This window comes from Knoellia sp. S7-12, from assembly GCF_040518285.1.
Lineage (GTDB): Bacteria > Actinomycetota > Actinomycetes > Actinomycetales > Dermatophilaceae > Knoellia.
Genome location: NZ_CP155449.1, coordinates 2,365,058 through 2,380,259, shown reverse-complemented (window position 1 = coordinate 2,380,259; position 15,202 = coordinate 2,365,058). Strand labels below are relative to the sequence as shown.

Sequence of the window (15,202 nt, the reverse complement as noted above, 5' to 3'; positions counted from 1 at the left end):
CCTCAGGTGCGCTTGCGCGACGAGGTGACGGTGAACTTGTTGGTGCGCAGGACCTGTTTGGTGGAGCCGATCAGCTTGTCGAGGATCGGCCGATAGTTCAGCGGGGTGTTCCAGACGACCCAGAGCTCACCGCCGGGCTCGAGAGCGCGCGCAGCGTCGGCGAAGAGTCGCTCGGCCAGACCGGTGTGCACCGCCGCACCGACGTGGAACGGCGGGTTGAGGACGATGAGTTGGGCCGACGCGGTGTCGACGGTCTCGAGTCCGTCGGCGCGAACGATCTCGACGCGGTCGCTCACGCCATTCGCGAGGGCCGTCGCACGGGTCGACGCGACTGAGGCAGCCGACTGGTCGGTGGCGAGGATCTGCAGATCGGGGCGGGCGAGGGCGAGGGCGGCAGCGACAACCCCGCTGCCGCTGGCGAGGTCGATGGCCCGCTCGGCCTGACGCATCTCAGGGATGTGGTCGAGCAGGAGCCGGGTGCCGATGTCGATGCCCGTGCCCGCGAAGACACCGCCATGCGCGCTGATCGTGAGTCCGGCGTCCTCGTGGCGTTGCTGGCGGGGCCAGGTCGAGGTGACACCCTCGCGCGGCTCGGAGGCGTGCAGGGCGCGCGACTTCTGTTTGGCCAGGCTGGCCTGCACCTGGCCGAACGACTGAGCCAGGACATCGTTCATCGACCGCGACATGTGCTTGACCCGGCCACCGGCGATCACACGCACCTCGGCGTGGGCGTGGGCCGCGACGAGCTGGGCGATCTCGTCGAGCTCGTCGAGCGAACGGGGGAGCTGCAGCAATACGAGCCGAGCACCCTCGACCAGTGTCGCGTCGAGCGGATGGTGCTCGAACCCGTCAACGCCGCGGCGGGTGGCGTTCGCCTCAAGGGCACGCTGGCCCAGGATGCCGTCCTGGTGCACACGCACCCGAGCGGCCCCGGCTTCGAGCGCCCCGAGAGTCAGGGCTCCGTGACGGTCGCCGATGACGACGACCTCACCGACGTCGGCCAGCGCACCGGCCTCGTCGAGGATCAGCCGATCACTGGCGTCCCACGCCTGGAGGTTGGATGCCTCGACGTCGGGCCAGCGGCGCAGGTTGCTCCAGTCAAACACCTGGGTTTCAGACATCAAGGTCAGATGTCGCGGAAGATCTCGATGGTGGCGCCGAGAGCGTTGAGGCGCTCAGCGAGGTCCTCGTAGCCACGATTGATGACATAGACGTTGCGCAGGACCGAGGTGCCGTTGGCCGCGAGCATCGCGAGGAGCACGACGACGCCGGGGCGCAGCGCCGGCGGGCACATGACCTCGGCCGGACGCCACTTGGCTGTGCGGCCGGTGATCATGACGCGGTGCGGGTCGAGGAGCTGCACCTGGGCGCCGACCTTGGTGAGCTCGGTGAGATAGATGGCGCGGTTCTCGTAGACCCAGTCGTGGATCATCGTCGTGCCCTCGGCGCACGCAGCAATGAGCGCGAAGAACGGCAGGTTGTCGATGTTGAGGCCCGGGAACGGCATCGGCGCGATCTTGTCGATCGGCGCCGTCAGCTTGCTCGGCAGGATGGTGATGTCGGCGAGGCGCGTGTGGCCGTTCTTGGCGAGGTACTCCTGCGAGATCTCGTACTGCAGCCCCATGCCGTCCAGCGTCGCGAGCTCGATCTCGAGGAACTCGATCGGTGCGCGCTCGATGGTGATCGACGACTCCGTGACGACGGCGGCGGCGATGAGGCTCATGGCCTCGATCGGGTCCTCGCTGGGGGAGTAGTCGACGTCGACGTCGATGGACTCGCAGCCAGTGACCGTGAGCGTCGTCGTGCCGATGCCCTCGATCTTGACGCCAAGACGCTCGAGGAAGAAGCAGACGTCCTGAACCATGTAGTTCGAGGACGCGTTGCGGATGACGGTCGTGCCCGGGTGCAGGGCAGCGGCGAAGAGGACGTTCTCGGTGACCGTGTCGCCACGCTCGGTGAGGATGATGGCCTTCTCGGGACGCGTGTTCTTGTCGACCTTGGCCTCATAGAAGCCATGCGTCGCCGCGACATCGAGACCGAACGACTTCAGCGTGGTGAGGTGCGGCTCGACGGTGCGCGTGCCGAGGTCACAACCGCCGGCGTAAGGCAGGGAGAACGCGTCGAACTGGTGGAGCAGCGGTCCGAGGAACATGATCACGGTGCGGGTGCGGCGCGCGGCCGCAATGTCGATGGAGTCGAGGTCGAGGGTCGCCGGCGGGATGATCTCGAGGTCGCTGCTGTCAGGGAGCCAACGCACCTTGACGCCCATCGAGGTGAGGACCTCGATGATCCGGTTGACCTCCTCGATGCGGGCGAGGTTGCGCAGCGTCGTGCGGCCCTTGTTGAGCAGGGCGGCGCAGAGCAGGCCCACGGCTGCATTCTTGGAGGTCTTGACCGGGATCGAGCCGGACAGCTTGGCGCCGCCGACGATCCGCAGGTGCTGGGGGCCGCTGTGGCCGAGGGAGACGAACTCGCTGCCGAGGGTTTCACCGACGCGAGCGAGCATCTCAAGGCTGAGGTTCTGGCGGCCTTGTTCGATGCGGGCGACGGCGCTCTGGCTGGTGCCGAGCTTGTCGGCGAGCTCGTTCTGGGTCAGGCCCTGATGGCGCCGGGCATCCCTGATGAGGGTGCCGATCCGGGTGAGGTAGCTGGACTCAGTCATGCCGAATAGCGTATGTCAGATATGAGATAAAGCAACTCAGCAGGCCTCGGGAAAGTGAGCGGACGGCATACCTGCAGATCAGGTATGCCGCCCGCTCACCAACGCTTCAATCAGGCAGGAACGCTTGCCGCGCCAGGCGGCAGGAAGCGCTGCCCGACGACCTTCTCGGAGATCCCCTCACGGTCAAGGAGGGGGGTGAGGCCGCCGTTCCAGAACTGGAAGCCGGCGCCGGTGATCAGCGCGAGGTCGATGTCCATCGGCGCCTGTGCCACGCCCTCCTTGAGCATGAGGGCGACCTCCTCGGCGAGGACGGAGAGCACTCGCTCACGGACCTCCGCCACGTCGAGCTCGACCGGGTGGTCGGGCGTGATGTGGGCTGCCTCGATCTCGGGATCGACGACGAACCTGCCGCCCACCTGGGTGTAGTAGCCGCGCTTGCCCAGCTCCACCATCTTCTGAAGGTTGGGCGACACGTGGAATCGGTCACCGAACGCGCGGTGGAGCGTCTCGCTGTTGTGCAGCGCGATCGCCGGGCCGACGAGGCCCAGCAGGACGAACGGGGGCATCGGCGCGAGACCGGCGACGGCCTTCTCGGCGACGGCGACCGGCGTGCCTTCGTCGACGATCTTGCTGAACTCGCCCATGAAGCGGCCGAGCAGGCGGTTGACGATGAACGACGCGGAGTCCTTGACGAGGATCGTCGTCTTCTTGAGGCCCTTGCCCGTGGCGAAGGCCGTCGCGAGCGCGGCGTCGTCGGTCTTCTCACCTCGGATGATCTCGAGCAACGGCATGACGGCGACTGGGTTGAAGAAGTGGAGGCCCACGACCCGCTCCGGGTGCTGCAGGTCGGCGGCCATCTCGGTGATGGACAGCGAGCTCGTGTTGGAGGCGAGGACGCACTCGGGTGAGACCACGGCCTCGACCTCGGCCCAGACCTGCTTCTTGACCGAGATCTCCTCGAAGACCGCCTCGACCACGAGGTCGGCGTCGGCGAAGCCGTCCTTGGACGTCGAGCCGGTGACGAGGCCAGTGAGGTGGTTGGCGCGGTCCTGTCCGATCTTGCCCGCCTCGAGGGACTTGGCGATCTCTGCGTGGACATAGCCGACACCCTTGGCAACACGATCTTCGTCAAGGTCTGTCATGACGACGGGAACTCGCAGGTTGCGGGCAAAAAGCAGGGCGAGCTGGCTGGCCATGAGACCGGCGCCGACGATGCCTACCTTGGTCACCTTGCGGGCCAGAGCCTTGTCGGGAGCACCCGCCGGGCGCTTCGCGCGCTTCTGCACAAGGTCGAACGAGTAGAGCCCGGCGCGGAGCTCGTCACCCAGGAGGAGATCGGCAAGGGCCTGGTCCTCGGCGGCGAAGGCCTCGTCGCGAGTGGCGGTGCGAGCGGCGGAGACCAGCTCGATCGCGCGCAGTGGGCCGGGTGAGCGGCCTGCCGTCTTGGCGAGGACGAGTCCCTTGGCAGCCTTGGTCGCGGCGTCCCACTCGGACTCGTCGCGTGAGACCTCGGGGCGCTCGACCGTGACGTCGCCAGTGACGACCTTGCCCGCCCACGCGATCGACTCCTCGAGGAAGTCGGCCGGCTCGAGCAGGAGATCGGCCATGCCGAGCTTGAAGGCCGCCGGACCACTGAGCATGCGGTTGGTGTTCATCGGGTTCTCGATGATGACCTTGAGAGCGTTCGCCGGCCCGACGAGGTTGGGCAGCAGGTAGCAGCCACCCCATCCGGGGACGAGACCGAGGAAGGTCTCGGGCAGAGCCAGAGCCGGCACTGCTCCACTGATCGTGCGGTAGTCGCAGGACAGTGCGACCTCAACACCGCCACCCATGGCCGCGCCGTTGACGAACGCGAACGTCGGCACAGGCAGGTCGTTGATCGCGGCGAAGGCCGTGTGGCCCGCCCGAGCGATCTCGAGGGCCTGCTCGCGGCTGCTCAGAGTCGGGACACCCGTGAGGTCGGCGCCGACGGCGAAGATGAACGGCTTGCCGGTGATGCCGACTGCCTGGATCTCCCCGGCCTCGGCGCGGGTGCGCAGGGTGTCGATGACGCCCTGGAGTGCCGCGATGCCCTCGGGTCCGAAGGTGTTGGGCTTGGTGTGGTCGAAGCCGTTGTCGAGAGTGATGAGGGCCAGAGTGCCTGCGTCACCCGCGAGGGCGACGTCCTGGACGAGGGCGCGCGTCACGGTCTCGCCGTGGGCTTTGGACGTGGTGTTCTCGCTCATGTCAGGCTTCCGTCCCGTAGTCGGCGTGGTGCGGGTTCTCCCAGATGACCGAGCCGCCCATGCCGATGCCGATGCACATCGCGGTGACGCCGTAGCGGACCTCTGGCTGCTCCTTGAACTGTGCAGCGAGCTGCGTCATGAGGCGCACTCCCGAGGAGGCGAGCGGGTGGCCGGTGGCGATGGCGCCGCCGTACTGGTTGACGCGCGCGTCGTCGTCGGCGATGCCGAAGTGGTCGAGGAAGGCGAGTACCTGGACGGCGAACGCCTCGTTGAGCTCGAACAGACCGATGTCCTCGATGGTGAGGCCAGCCTTGGCCAGGGCCTTCTCGGTCGCGGGGACCGGGCCGATGCCCATGACCTCGGGCTCGACGCCGACGAAGCCGAACGACACGAGGCGCATCTTGACGGGGAGACCAAGCTCCTGCGCCGTCTGCTCGGAGGCGAGGACACACGCGGTCGCTCCGTCGTTGAGACCAGCAGCGTTGCCGGCAGTGACCGCACCGTGGGGGCGGAACGGCGTCTTGAGCGCGGCAAGCTCGTCCATGGTGGTGCCGGGGCGGGGAGGCTCGTCCTTGGTTGCGAGACCGGCGCCGCGCTCGGAGTGGCGCGTGGCCATGGGGACGAGGTCGGGCTGGATCTTGCCGTCCGCGTAGGCCTGGGCCAGCTTGGCCTGGCTGCCGACGGCGAACGCGTCGGAACGCTCCTTGGTCAGCTTCGGGAAGCGGTCGTGCAGGTTCTCGGCCGTGTTGCCCATCGAGAGAGCGGACTGGTCCACGAGCTTCTCGCCGATGAGGCGCGGGTTGGGGTCGATGCCCTCACCCATGGGGTGGCGACCCATGTGCTCGACACCACCGGCGATGGCGATGTCGTAGGCGCCGAAACCGATCGAGGACGCCACGTTGGTCACCGCGGTCATGGCACCGGCGCACATGCGGTCGACGGAGTAGCCGGGAGTGGTGTTGGGCAGCCCCGACAGGAGGGCGGCGAGTCGGCCGAGCGTCAGGCCCTGGTCGCCGATCTGGGTGGTCGCGGCGATGGCGACCTCCTCGACACGGTCCTTGGGGAGCTGCGGGTTGCGCTTGAGCAGCTCGCGGATGCAGCGGACGACGAGGTCGTCGGCGCGGGTCTGGGCATACATGCCCTTCTCGCCAGCCTTGCCGAACGGCGTGCGCACGCCGTCGACGAAGACGACCTCATTCAGGGTGCGGGGCACAGTGGAGCCTCTCTTCTCAGCAGGTTGTGTGGTGCTGCGCTCAGGCTACTAAGCGATCGCTTACCCGGGTATGCCGGTCAGCCGTGACAGCCATCACCTGTCGGAGATCTGTGGCACGGTGAGGTGATGGGTGGCCACGGCTTCTTCGAGGGATTCGTCGACGAGCGACGCGAGGTCGGTGCGCTCACGATCCGCGTGCGGCACGGTGGGAAGGGCCCAGCGGTCCTGCTCGTTCACGGGCACCCGCGCACAGGAGCGACGTGGCACCGGGTCGCGGCTGCGCTCGTGGACGCGGGACTGACGGTGGTCTGCCCGGACATGCCGGGCTACGGGCAGTCGTCGTGTCCACCGGTGCGTCCTGACCATCGCCAACAGTCCAAGAGAGTTGTCGCCGGAGCCCTGGTGGACCTGATGCGCGGGCTCGGCCACGAGCGCTTCCACCTTGCCGGGCACGACCGCGGCTGCTACGTCGCTCTTCGCCTTGCTCTTGACCACCCAGCCGCCGTCGAGCGGCTCGCGGTGCTGGACGGCATACCGATCAGCGAAGCGCTCGAGCGTGCCGATGCGCGCTTCGCCCAGAAATGGGCGCACTGGTTCTTCTTCGGGCTCGCCGACAAGCCAGAGCTCGCCGTTGGGGCCGACCCGGACAGGTGGTACGGCGGTAGCGCCGAGCACATGGGGCCCGACGCGTTCGCGGAGTACCGCGCCGCCATCCACGACGCCGATACCCGTCAGGCGATGATCGAGGACTACCGCGCCGGTCTCGGGCCGGACCGCGAGGACGAGCTTGCCGACCGGGCCGCTGGCAGGGTGCTGGAGCAGCCGACACTCTTTGCGTGGTCCAGCCGCGACGACATGGTGGACTTCTATGGAGACCCACTCGCGATCTGGCGTCTATGGGCGCCCGATGTCGTCGGTGTCGAGATCGACTCCGGACACCACATGGCCGAGGAGAACCCAGCAGCACTGGCGTCGGCGCTGATACGACACTTCAGGACGATCCCAACGACGTAGCTGTCGCTTCGTCGCCCGCCGCGATTCGCTCAGGCGTCGGGAGAGGTTCCTGGAGAGGGGTCGGGGTGGGCCTCGAAGGCCCGGGCCAACATCGGCGCGACGATCTCGGCCTGCCACTGGCGCACACCAGAGTCGTGCAGCGCCGCGGTGAACCCGGCCTCGTCGCGCGCCGTCGGCGGACTCCACACGGCCCGGCGGAGTGGGTCGGGCGAGATGACGTTCTCGATCGGGATCTCGCGTTCTTCGGCGTAGGCCGTCAGCTCGGCTCGCGTGGCCGCCAGCCGTTCCGCTGCAACCGGGTCCTTGTCGGCCCACGAGCGCGCGGGCGGCGGTCCGTCGGAGCGGATCGTGCGCGCCGGGAGCTCGGCCTCGTCGACGGCGTTGGCGCGCTTGACCGCTGCCACCCACTGGCGGCCGTAGCGGGCGATGGCGCGGTGGCCGCTCGGGAGATCGGTCGAAGACGTCGGGGCCTGGGCGGCGATGGCGATGAGGCCGGCGTCCGGGAGGATCCGGCCCGGTGAGGTGTCGCGGTCGCGGGCGATGTCGTCACGGGCGTACCAGAGCTCCCGCACGATGGCGACGCCGCGACGGCTGCGGATGGTGTTGAGGCCACTGGTGCGACGCCACGGGTCGACGCGTTCGGTTGGCGCCCACGTGAGCAGCGCCTCGAACTCCTGCCGGGCCCACTCGGACTTCTGCTGGCGGGCAAGGTCGACGCCCATGAGATTGCGGAGCTCGGTGAGCACCTCGACGTCAAGGGCGGCATAGCGCAACCACGGCTCGGGCAGGGGACGCGTGGACCAGTCCACGGCCGAGTGCTCCTTGGCCAGGGCCAGGCCGAGGTAGTGCTCGACGACTGCGGCCAGTCCCACGCGCGGAAGCCCGAGGAGCCGTGCGCCGAGCTCGGTGTCGAAGAGCTGACGCGGACGCAGGCCCACCTCGGCGAGGCAGGCGAGGTCCTGGGTCGCGGCGTGCAGGATCCACTCGGCGCGGCCGATGGCGTCGTTGAGGGGACTCATGTCCGGGCAGGCGATGGGGTCGATGAGCCACGTGCCCGAACCCTCACGCCGCAGCTGGATGAGATAGGCGCGCTGGCCGTAGCGGTACCCCGAGGCTCGCTCGGCGTCGACTGCTACGGGTCCTTCACCGGCGGCGATCGCCGCAGCGGCCTCGCTGAGGCCACGTTCGGACTCGACGACGTCGGGGGTCCCGTCGGCGGGCTCGTTGAGCGGAGTGGGTGGGGGAAGGGTCGGCTCTGCGTCAGGTGCGGGCTCGGCGTCCTCGGTCGAGGTGGGCGGGGCGGACGGTGCGTCGGTCATGTCAGCGGCGGGGCCCGGGGAGAGCGACGACACCCTCGGGCAGGGGAGGAAGCCCGGCGATGGTGCAGAGCAGATCGGACCAGGCGAGGAGGTGCAGCCCGGCGTCGGGACCGATGGGGGTCCACGACGCGCGGACCTCCATCTCGACGCTGGCGGGACGGTCGGCGAGCCCCGCAAAGCTTTGGCTCACGACACGAGTGACGGTGCCGGCTTCGGCGATCGCCTCGACGTCGCGGTTGGCGAGGGCGTCGACCAGCCAGGACCAGCCGACCTCACCAAGGAGCGGGTCGGCAGCAAGCTCGGGTTCGAGCTCGGCGCGCGCGAACGTCACGGCCCGCCATTCGCCGCCCCAGGGTTCGGGCGCGGACGGATCGTGGAGGAGGACGAAGCGGCCCGAGGCCAGCTCATCCTCGTCGTCGGCGGCCGAGCCGAGCACGTCGGCGGTGAGCGCCACGGCATACGGAGCGATTCGTTGCGGTGCGGGCACCTCGGTGATGCGGACCTCGGGACGCAGTCGGACGCGTCGAAGGGCCTCGAGAGCCTCGGTGAACTCCGGGGACTCACGGCCAGGAAGAGAGCGTGTTGCCACCCCATGAGGGTATGCCGCATGGCTGGGTTAGGGGTGAGGCCACGCCGGGGTGGTGCGGGCATGGCCCTCATGGTCCGATTTGATTAGGGCTACCTAACTAAGGTTAGGCTGCCCTTATGACCAACGATGAGTCGTCACCTGCCACGTCCCTGCTCACCGCGCGAACCGCTGAGGCCTGTGCCGACACTGTCGCTCAGACCGCGCGCATCGCCGCCGAGGCGATTTCCGGAGCGTCCGCACCGTTCACCGGAGCCCTGCCCGGACCATTGAACGGGGCCGTCGCCGCAATCGACCTCGACGTCCCGATGAGCGGCATGTCCGCTGTCCTCGATGAGGCTCGCGACCTCTATCTGCGCGACGCCGTCTATTTCCACCACCCGCGCTATCTCGCCCACCTCAACTGCCCTGTCGCCGTGCCCGCCGTCGCGGCCGAAGCCATGTTGACCGCCGTGAACTCGTCCCTCGACACGTGGGACCAGAGCGCCGGAGCCATGCTCATCGAACGACGCCTCATCGACTGGACGGCCGCGCGGATCGGTCTCGGGCCGGACGCCGACGGCATCTTCACGAGCGGTGGCACCCAGTCCAACCTCCAGGCGCTGCTCCTCGCTCGGGACGAGGCCCTCAAGGCTCATGCCGATGTCCCTCGGGCGCAGGCCCTGGGACGACTGCGGATCTTCGCCTCGGCGTCCGGACACTTCAGCGTCCAGCGGGCCGCCCAGCTCCTGGGTCTCGCGCCGGATGCTGTCATCGCCGTCCACACCGACGACTCACAACGCATGTGTGTGGAAGCGCTCGTGAGGGCGGTGTCGGAGGAGCGCAGTGCCGGCAACCTTCCGTGCGCGGTCGTCGCCACGGCTGGCACCACCGACTTCGGCAGCATCGACCCGCTCACCGAGATCGCCGACGTGGCCCTTGCCCACGACCTTTGGATGCACGTCGATGCGGCCTACGGCTGCGGTCTGCTCGTCTCGCGACGTCGTGCCTTGCTGGGCGGGATCGAGCGGGCCGACTCGGTGACGGTCGATTTCCACAAGTCGTTCTTCCAGCCGGTGAGCTCGAGCGCTGTGCTCGTGCGCGACCGCACGACGCTGGGCCACGTGACGATCCGGGCCGACTACCTCAACCCGGTCGAGCATGCCGACCGCCGCGGCATCGACGATCAGGTCGACAAGAGCCTGCAGACGACCCGCCGCTTCGACGCGCTCAAGCTGTGGTTCACCCTGCGCGCGATGGGCCCGGACCGGGTGGGGGAGCTCTTCGACACCGTCATCGACCTCGCCGCCACAACGGCTCGCCACCTCCGGCTGGACCCACGGTTCCACGTGGCGGTCGACCCCGTGCTCAGCACCGTGGTCTTCCGGTGGGTGCCCGACGCAGCCGAGAGTTCCGTGACCGACCCTCGGGTCGACGCCGCCAACACCGGCGCCCGCGAAGCGGTCTTCTTCACGGGTGAGGCTGTCGTCGCGTCGACGAAGATCGACGGCCGCACCTGGCTGAAGTTCACCCTCCTCAACCCGGAGACGACCCTCGCCGAGATCCTCGAGGTCGTCGACCTCCTCGCCGACCACGCCGAGCGGGCCTTCGAAGCCGCACCGGACTACGTGGTCACTGGACGGGAGGTGGCCTGATGCACGACGTCATCGGGATCGGACTCGGCCCCTTCAACCTCGGACTCGCTGCGCTGCTCGACCCCATCGACGACGTGGATGAGGTCTTCCTCGAGGCGCGCGACGAGATCGCCTGGCACCCGGGGATGCTTCTGCCGGACAGCCGGCTGCAGACGCCCTTCATGTCGGACCTCGTGACGATGGCCGACCCGACGTCGCGCCACTCGTTCCTCCAGCACCTCAAGGAGACCGGGAGGCTCTATCCGTTTTACATCCGTGAGTCGTTCTATCCGCTGCGCCGCGAGTTCGACGCCTACTGCCGTTGGGTCTCCGAGCGTCTCGAGAGCGTTCGCCTCTCGCGTCGGGTGACGTCGGTGACCTTTGACGAGGATGAGCTCGCCTACGTCGTGCGAGCGTCGACGCCTGACGGCGAGGAGACGTATGCCGCTCGCTCCCTCGTCGTGGGAACCGGCACCCCACCGCACATCCCGGACAGCTGCGCCGGGCTGCCGGCCGAGCTGCACAACTCGACCTACCTGCAGCGCAGGGCGCAGCTGCTCGAGTGCCGACGAGTCGTCGTCGTGGGCAGCGGCCAGAGTGCTGCCGAGATCTTCCGGGACCTCCTTGCGGCCGACGATGGCCGCCAGCGCGAGATCATCTGGCTCACGAGGTCGCCGCGGTTCTTCCCGCTCGAGTACACCAAACTCACGCTCGAGATGACCTCTCCGGAGTACGTCGACCACATCCACGCCCTGCCGCCGGAGCGACGCGAGTCCCTCATCGCGTCTCAGGCCCAGCTCTACAAGGGGATCTCGGGTGACTTCGTCGACGAGATCTATGACGCCCTCTATGCCGCAGGCGTCGACGGACCGTCGAACGCCCGTCTCTTCACGAATACGGCTGTGACTGGCTCGATTCAGGAGCCGGACGGGACCTACCGACTCACGGTGAAGCACGCCGACACCGGTGAGGAGCGCGACATCGAGACCGATGGCCTCGTTCTCGCCACCGGCTACAAGCACGAGGTGCCGGCCTTCCTCGCGCCCGTCGCTGATCGCATCCGCTGGGACGAGAAGGGCCGCTTCGACGTCACCCGCGACTACCGCGTCGACGTGGCGGGTCCGCCGATCTGGGTGCAGAACGCCGAGCTCCACACGCACGGGTTCGCTGCACCGGATCTCGGCATGGCGGCATACCGGAACTCCTGGATCGTCCGCGGCATCACGGGACGCGAGGTCTATCCGATCGAGACGCGCATCGCGCAGCAGGAGTTCGGCCTGCCCGAGATCGCGCCGTTGCGCTCACCGCTTCGACAGGAGGTGTCGGCATGACCACCTTCACCCTGCGACCGGTGGACCCGGTGGCGGATGGGCCGACCCTCCATGCCTGGGTGACCCACCCCAAGAGTCACTTCTGGCAGATGGCTGACTGCGACGTGGAGCAGGTCCAGCAGGCCTATGCCGAGATCCGCGACAACCCCTCTCACGAAGCGTTCCTCGGACTGTTCGACGGCGATCCGGCGTTCCTCGTCGAGCGCTACGATCCGGCCGGCGACCCGGTGGGGAAGGCCTACGCCGTGCAGCACGGCGACGTTGGCATGCACGTGCTCGTCGCACCGACCGACACGCCGGTGCCCGGCTTCACCCGTGAGGTGTTCGCGACGATCATGGACTGGCTCTTCGAAGACCCTGCCGTTGCGCGCGTCGTCGTCGAGCCCGATGCCGACAACCACGCCGTCCACGCTCTCAACGCGTGGGCCGGTTTCAGCGTCCGCGAACGCGTCTCCCTGCCGGACAAGGACGCCTTGCTGAGCTTCTGCACCCGAGCCGACCATTCCGCATCCGCTGCCCGCCGAGGAGCTGCCGCATGACCACCTCACCCCATTCTCCGCAGCACCTGCAGCCCAGGCACTGGGCCCGCGCGACACGCTGGCTCGTACGCAAGGCGCTGGCCGAGTTCGCCCACGAGCGCATGCTGGAGCCCATCGCCCTTGACCGCGGAAAGTATGCCGTCCGCGCGAGTTCCGGTGCGGCATACGAGTTCTCGGCTCGTGTCCTGCCGCTCGACCACTGGCTCATCGCACCGGAGTCGATCGTGCGAACCGTCAACGGCGAGGTGCGTGACCTCGACGCACTCGAGCTGTTCGTTGACCTGCGGGCCGACCTCGACCTCGGCCCCAAGGTCCTGCCACTGCTCCTCGAGGAGGTGTCGGCGACTCTCAGTGCCCAGGCCTATCGCTGGTCCGTGCACCAACCCAAGAGCAGTGAGCTCGTCGGCGCCGACTTCCAGCTCGTCGAATCGTCCATGCGCGAGGGGCACCCGTGCTTCGTCGCCAACTCGGGACGGATCGGCTTTGATGCGAGCGAGTACGAGCGCTATGCGCCGGAGGCCGCACCCGACGTGAAACTCGTCTGGCTGGCTGCCCGCCGCGAACGTGCCACCTTCGCCGTCGGCGGGGGTATGACGCGGGAGCGCCTGCTGGCGGAGGAGTTCTCGGTCGAGACCCGGGGCCGCTTCGAGAGCGTCCTCGCCGATCGGGGCCTGACACTCGACGACGTCCACCTCCTGCCGCTCCACCCCTGGCAGTGGGACAACCGAGTGACGACGACCTTCGCCGCAGACATCGTCCGAGGCGATCTGGTCCTGCTGGGTCACGGCGATGACGCGCACCGACCACAGCAGTCGATCCGCACGTTCTTCAACACGTCCGCCCCCCAGCGCAGCTATGTCAAGACAGCCCTGTCGGTCCTCAACATGGGCTTCCTGCGCGGTCTGTCCGCGGCATACATGGAAGTGACCCCGGCGATCAACGACCATGTCGCCGACCTCGTTCGCGGGGACGAGACGTTGCGGTCCAGCGGTTTCGACGTCCTGCGCGAGCACGCTTCGGTGGGCTACCGCAGCCCCACCTACGACGCCGTGGCTGACAGGGGCGACCCCCACCTCAAGATGCTCGCCGGCCTCTGGCGTGAGAGCCCGGTGCCCCTGCTCCGTGAGGGCGAGACGCTGGCGACGATGGCCAGCCTGCTGCACGTGGACGAGGTGGGGGAGTCGTTCGCCGCAGCCCTGGTCGACACCAGCGGACTCACGCCCGAGGAGTGGGTGCGCCGCTATCTCGAGGCCTATCTCGTCCCGGTGACCCACTGCCTCGTCGCACACCACCTGGTCTTCATGCCCCATGGCGAGAACCTCATCCTCGTGCTCAAGGACGGCGTCGTCGCACGCGTCATCATGAAGGACATCGGCGAGGAGGTGGCGATCTTCGACACCGAGGCCGCGCTGCCGGCTGCTGTGGAGCGTGTGCGGGTCGAGGCCGAACCGTCGATGCAGGCCCTGTCGATCCTCACCGATGTCGTCGACTGCTTCCTGAGGTTCCTCGCTGCGGTGCTCGACGAGGCCGGCACGATCGATGCCGAGGACTTCTGGGCAGTGGCGCGAGACGTGCTTCGTGACTACGAGGACGCGCACCCCGAGCTCGCCGCCCGGTTGACTGCCCTCGACCTGCGAGCCGCCGACTTCGACCTCTCGTGCCTCAACCGGCTGCAACTGCGCAACAACCAGCAGATGGTCGACCTCGCGGATCCGGTGGGCGCACTCGCGTTCGCCGGCCGGATCACCAACCCACTGGCGGCCACTCACTCATAGGCTGCGTGGGTGCTCTCTCTCCTCGCTCTCGCCTCGTCGGCCGTGTGGGGGACGTCGGACTTCTTCGGTGGCCTCATGGCCAAACGCCTTCCGGCTGTCGCGGTCGTCGGCATCACGCAGTCGCTGGCGTTCGTCCTGCTGTGCGTCGTCGTCCTCGTGCGCCTGGCACTCGGGCACCCGCCGGAGTGGGGGAGCTGGGTGGGATGGGCGATGCTCGCGGGGCTCAGCGGGGCCACCGGTCTCGTCGCGTTCTACACCGCGCTGGCGAGCGGCACGATGGGCGTCGTCGCACCCATCGCGTCGATGGGCGTCCTGGTGACTGTCGGTCTCGGTGTCGCGTCGGGTGATACACCTTCGTCCTGGGTCTGGGTCGGCATCGCCGTTGCCGTCATCGGCATCGTCCTGGCGTCGGGGCCCGAGGTTTCCGGTGCCGTGTCGCCGCGCCCCGTGCTCCTGGCGTGCGTCGCCGCGCTGGGCTTCGGCCTGGCGCTGTTCTCCCTCGACCGCGGTTCGCGAGACTCGATGCTCATGACGTTGTGGGGGATGCGAGGCACCTCCGTCGTCATCTTCGCGGCGGCGGCGGTCGTGCTGCGGTCGGTCGGTGGCGCCGGACGCACGCACCTGGTGCCACTGGCGTTCATCGGCTCCGCTGACCTGCTCGCGAACGTGCTCTTCGCCACGGCGTCCTCACGCGGGCAGGTGAGCATCGCGTCGGTGTTGGGCTCGCTGTACCCGATCGCGACGATCCTGCTGGCTCGAATCGTTCTCAAGGAGCGCCTCCAGCGCATCCAGCAGATCGGCGTCGTGTTCGCGCTCGCCGGTGCTGCCATCATTTCCCTGTGAACCTCCACCCCTTTCCCCACTGATTGCCCGTTCGGCCAGTTCGTCGTTGCCCTCCTCACTGGCCGAACGGGCAATCAGTGGG

The 15,202-nt window shown here is 68.3% G+C and carries 12 protein-coding genes; 6 read left to right on the top strand and 6 right to left on the bottom strand.

From position 1 onward, the window contains the following. Positions 1-2: 2 nt before the first annotated feature. The 4 genes from V6K52_RS11480 to V6K52_RS11465 form a co-directional block, all read right to left on the bottom strand. On the bottom strand, positions 3-1,121 hold the full coding sequence (locus V6K52_RS11480) for a methyltransferase (protein WP_353950246.1): 1,119 nt from the start codon (positions 1,119-1,121) through the stop codon (positions 3-5). Positions 1,122-1,126: 5 nt separating this feature from the next. After that, a complete protein-coding gene (locus V6K52_RS11475; protein ID WP_353950245.1) occupies positions 1,127-2,662 on the bottom strand; it encodes a UDP-N-acetylglucosamine 1-carboxyvinyltransferase in 1,536 nt (511 codons plus the stop codon). A 110-nt stretch (positions 2,663-2,772) separates the two neighbouring features. Continuing rightward, positions 2,773-4,887, bottom strand: coding sequence for a 3-hydroxyacyl-CoA dehydrogenase NAD-binding domain-containing protein (locus V6K52_RS11470; RefSeq protein WP_353950244.1), 2,115 nt, complete (start codon positions 4,885-4,887; stop codon positions 2,773-2,775). A 1-nt stretch (position 4,888) separates the two neighbouring features. After that, the gene (locus tag V6K52_RS11465; protein WP_353950243.1) at positions 4,889-6,100 is read right to left on the bottom strand and encodes a thiolase family protein; all 1,212 of its coding nucleotides are present in this window, start codon (positions 6,098-6,100) and stop codon (positions 4,889-4,891) included. 126 nt (positions 6,101-6,226) lie between these two features. Between V6K52_RS11465 and V6K52_RS11460 the strand changes: the two genes are divergently transcribed. After that, positions 6,227-7,114, top strand: coding sequence for an alpha/beta hydrolase (locus V6K52_RS11460; protein WP_353950242.1), 888 nt, complete (start codon positions 6,227-6,229; stop codon positions 7,112-7,114). Positions 7,115-7,143: 29 nt separating this feature from the next. Here the strand turns inward: V6K52_RS11460 and V6K52_RS11455 are convergent, their stop codons facing one another. Continuing rightward, on the bottom strand, positions 7,144-8,433 hold the full coding sequence (locus V6K52_RS11455; protein WP_353950241.1) for an HRDC domain-containing protein: 1,290 nt from the start codon (positions 8,431-8,433) through the stop codon (positions 7,144-7,146). Between the two features lies 1 nt (position 8,434). Continuing rightward, positions 8,435-9,022, bottom strand: a complete 588-nt coding sequence (locus V6K52_RS11450; protein ID WP_353950240.1) for a DUF3000 domain-containing protein — start codon at positions 9,020-9,022, stop codon at positions 8,435-8,437. Positions 9,023-9,138: 116 nt separating this feature from the next. Here V6K52_RS11450 and V6K52_RS11445 point away from each other — a divergent pair, with 116 nt between their 5' ends. Genes V6K52_RS11445 through V6K52_RS11425 form a run of 5 tightly spaced genes read left to right on the top strand, consistent with a single transcriptional unit; the run spans position 9,139 to position 15,120 of the window. After that, a complete protein-coding gene (locus V6K52_RS11445) occupies positions 9,139-10,653 on the top strand; it encodes an aspartate aminotransferase family protein (RefSeq protein WP_353950239.1) in 1,515 nt (504 codons plus the stop codon). Further along, positions 10,653-11,963: a SidA/IucD/PvdA family monooxygenase gene (locus tag V6K52_RS11440; protein ID WP_353950238.1), complete on the top strand. Its 1,311-nt coding sequence runs from the start codon at positions 10,653-10,655 to the stop codon at positions 11,961-11,963. Before V6K52_RS11445 ends, V6K52_RS11440 begins: the two co-directional genes overlap by 1 nt. Continuing rightward, on the top strand, positions 11,960-12,502 hold the full coding sequence (locus tag V6K52_RS11435; RefSeq protein WP_353950237.1) for a GNAT family N-acetyltransferase: 543 nt from the start codon (positions 11,960-11,962) through the stop codon (positions 12,500-12,502). Before V6K52_RS11440 ends, V6K52_RS11435 begins: the two co-directional genes overlap by 4 nt. After that, positions 12,499-14,277: an IucA/IucC family protein gene (locus V6K52_RS11430; protein WP_353950236.1), complete on the top strand. Its 1,779-nt coding sequence runs from the start codon at positions 12,499-12,501 to the stop codon at positions 14,275-14,277. The genes V6K52_RS11435 and V6K52_RS11430 overlap by 4 nt, the downstream gene beginning before the upstream one ends. Positions 14,278-14,286: 9 nt before the next feature. After that, positions 14,287-15,120, top strand: coding sequence for a DMT family transporter (locus tag V6K52_RS11425; RefSeq protein ID WP_353950235.1), 834 nt, complete (start codon positions 14,287-14,289; stop codon positions 15,118-15,120). Positions 15,121-15,202: the final 82 nt, after the last annotated feature.

Excerpts from the sequence above, each read along its gene's own strand:
- V6K52_RS11480 (WP_353950246.1), bottom strand. The coding sequence starts at position 1,121 with ATGTCTGAAACCCAGGTGTTTGACTGGAGCAACCTGCGCCGCTGGCCC.
- V6K52_RS11475 (WP_353950245.1), bottom strand. The coding sequence starts at position 2,662 with ATGACTGAGTCCAGCTACCTCACCCGGATCGGCACCCTCATCAGGGAT.
- V6K52_RS11470 (WP_353950244.1), bottom strand. The coding sequence starts at position 4,887 with ATGAGCGAGAACACCACGTCCAAAGCCCACGGCGAGACCGTGACGCGC.
- V6K52_RS11460 (WP_353950242.1), top strand. The coding sequence starts at position 6,227 with ATGGGTGGCCACGGCTTCTTCGAGGGATTCGTCGACGAGCGACGCGAG.
- V6K52_RS11455 (WP_353950241.1), bottom strand. The coding sequence starts at position 8,433 with ATGACCGACGCACCGTCCGCCCCGCCCACCTCGACCGAGGACGCCGAG.
- V6K52_RS11445 (WP_353950239.1), top strand. The coding sequence starts at position 9,139 with ATGACCAACGATGAGTCGTCACCTGCCACGTCCCTGCTCACCGCGCGA.
- V6K52_RS11440 (WP_353950238.1), top strand. The coding sequence starts at position 10,653 with ATGCACGACGTCATCGGGATCGGACTCGGCCCCTTCAACCTCGGACTC.
- V6K52_RS11435 (WP_353950237.1), top strand. The coding sequence starts at position 11,960 with ATGACCACCTTCACCCTGCGACCGGTGGACCCGGTGGCGGATGGGCCG.
- V6K52_RS11430 (WP_353950236.1), top strand. The coding sequence starts at position 12,499 with ATGACCACCTCACCCCATTCTCCGCAGCACCTGCAGCCCAGGCACTGG.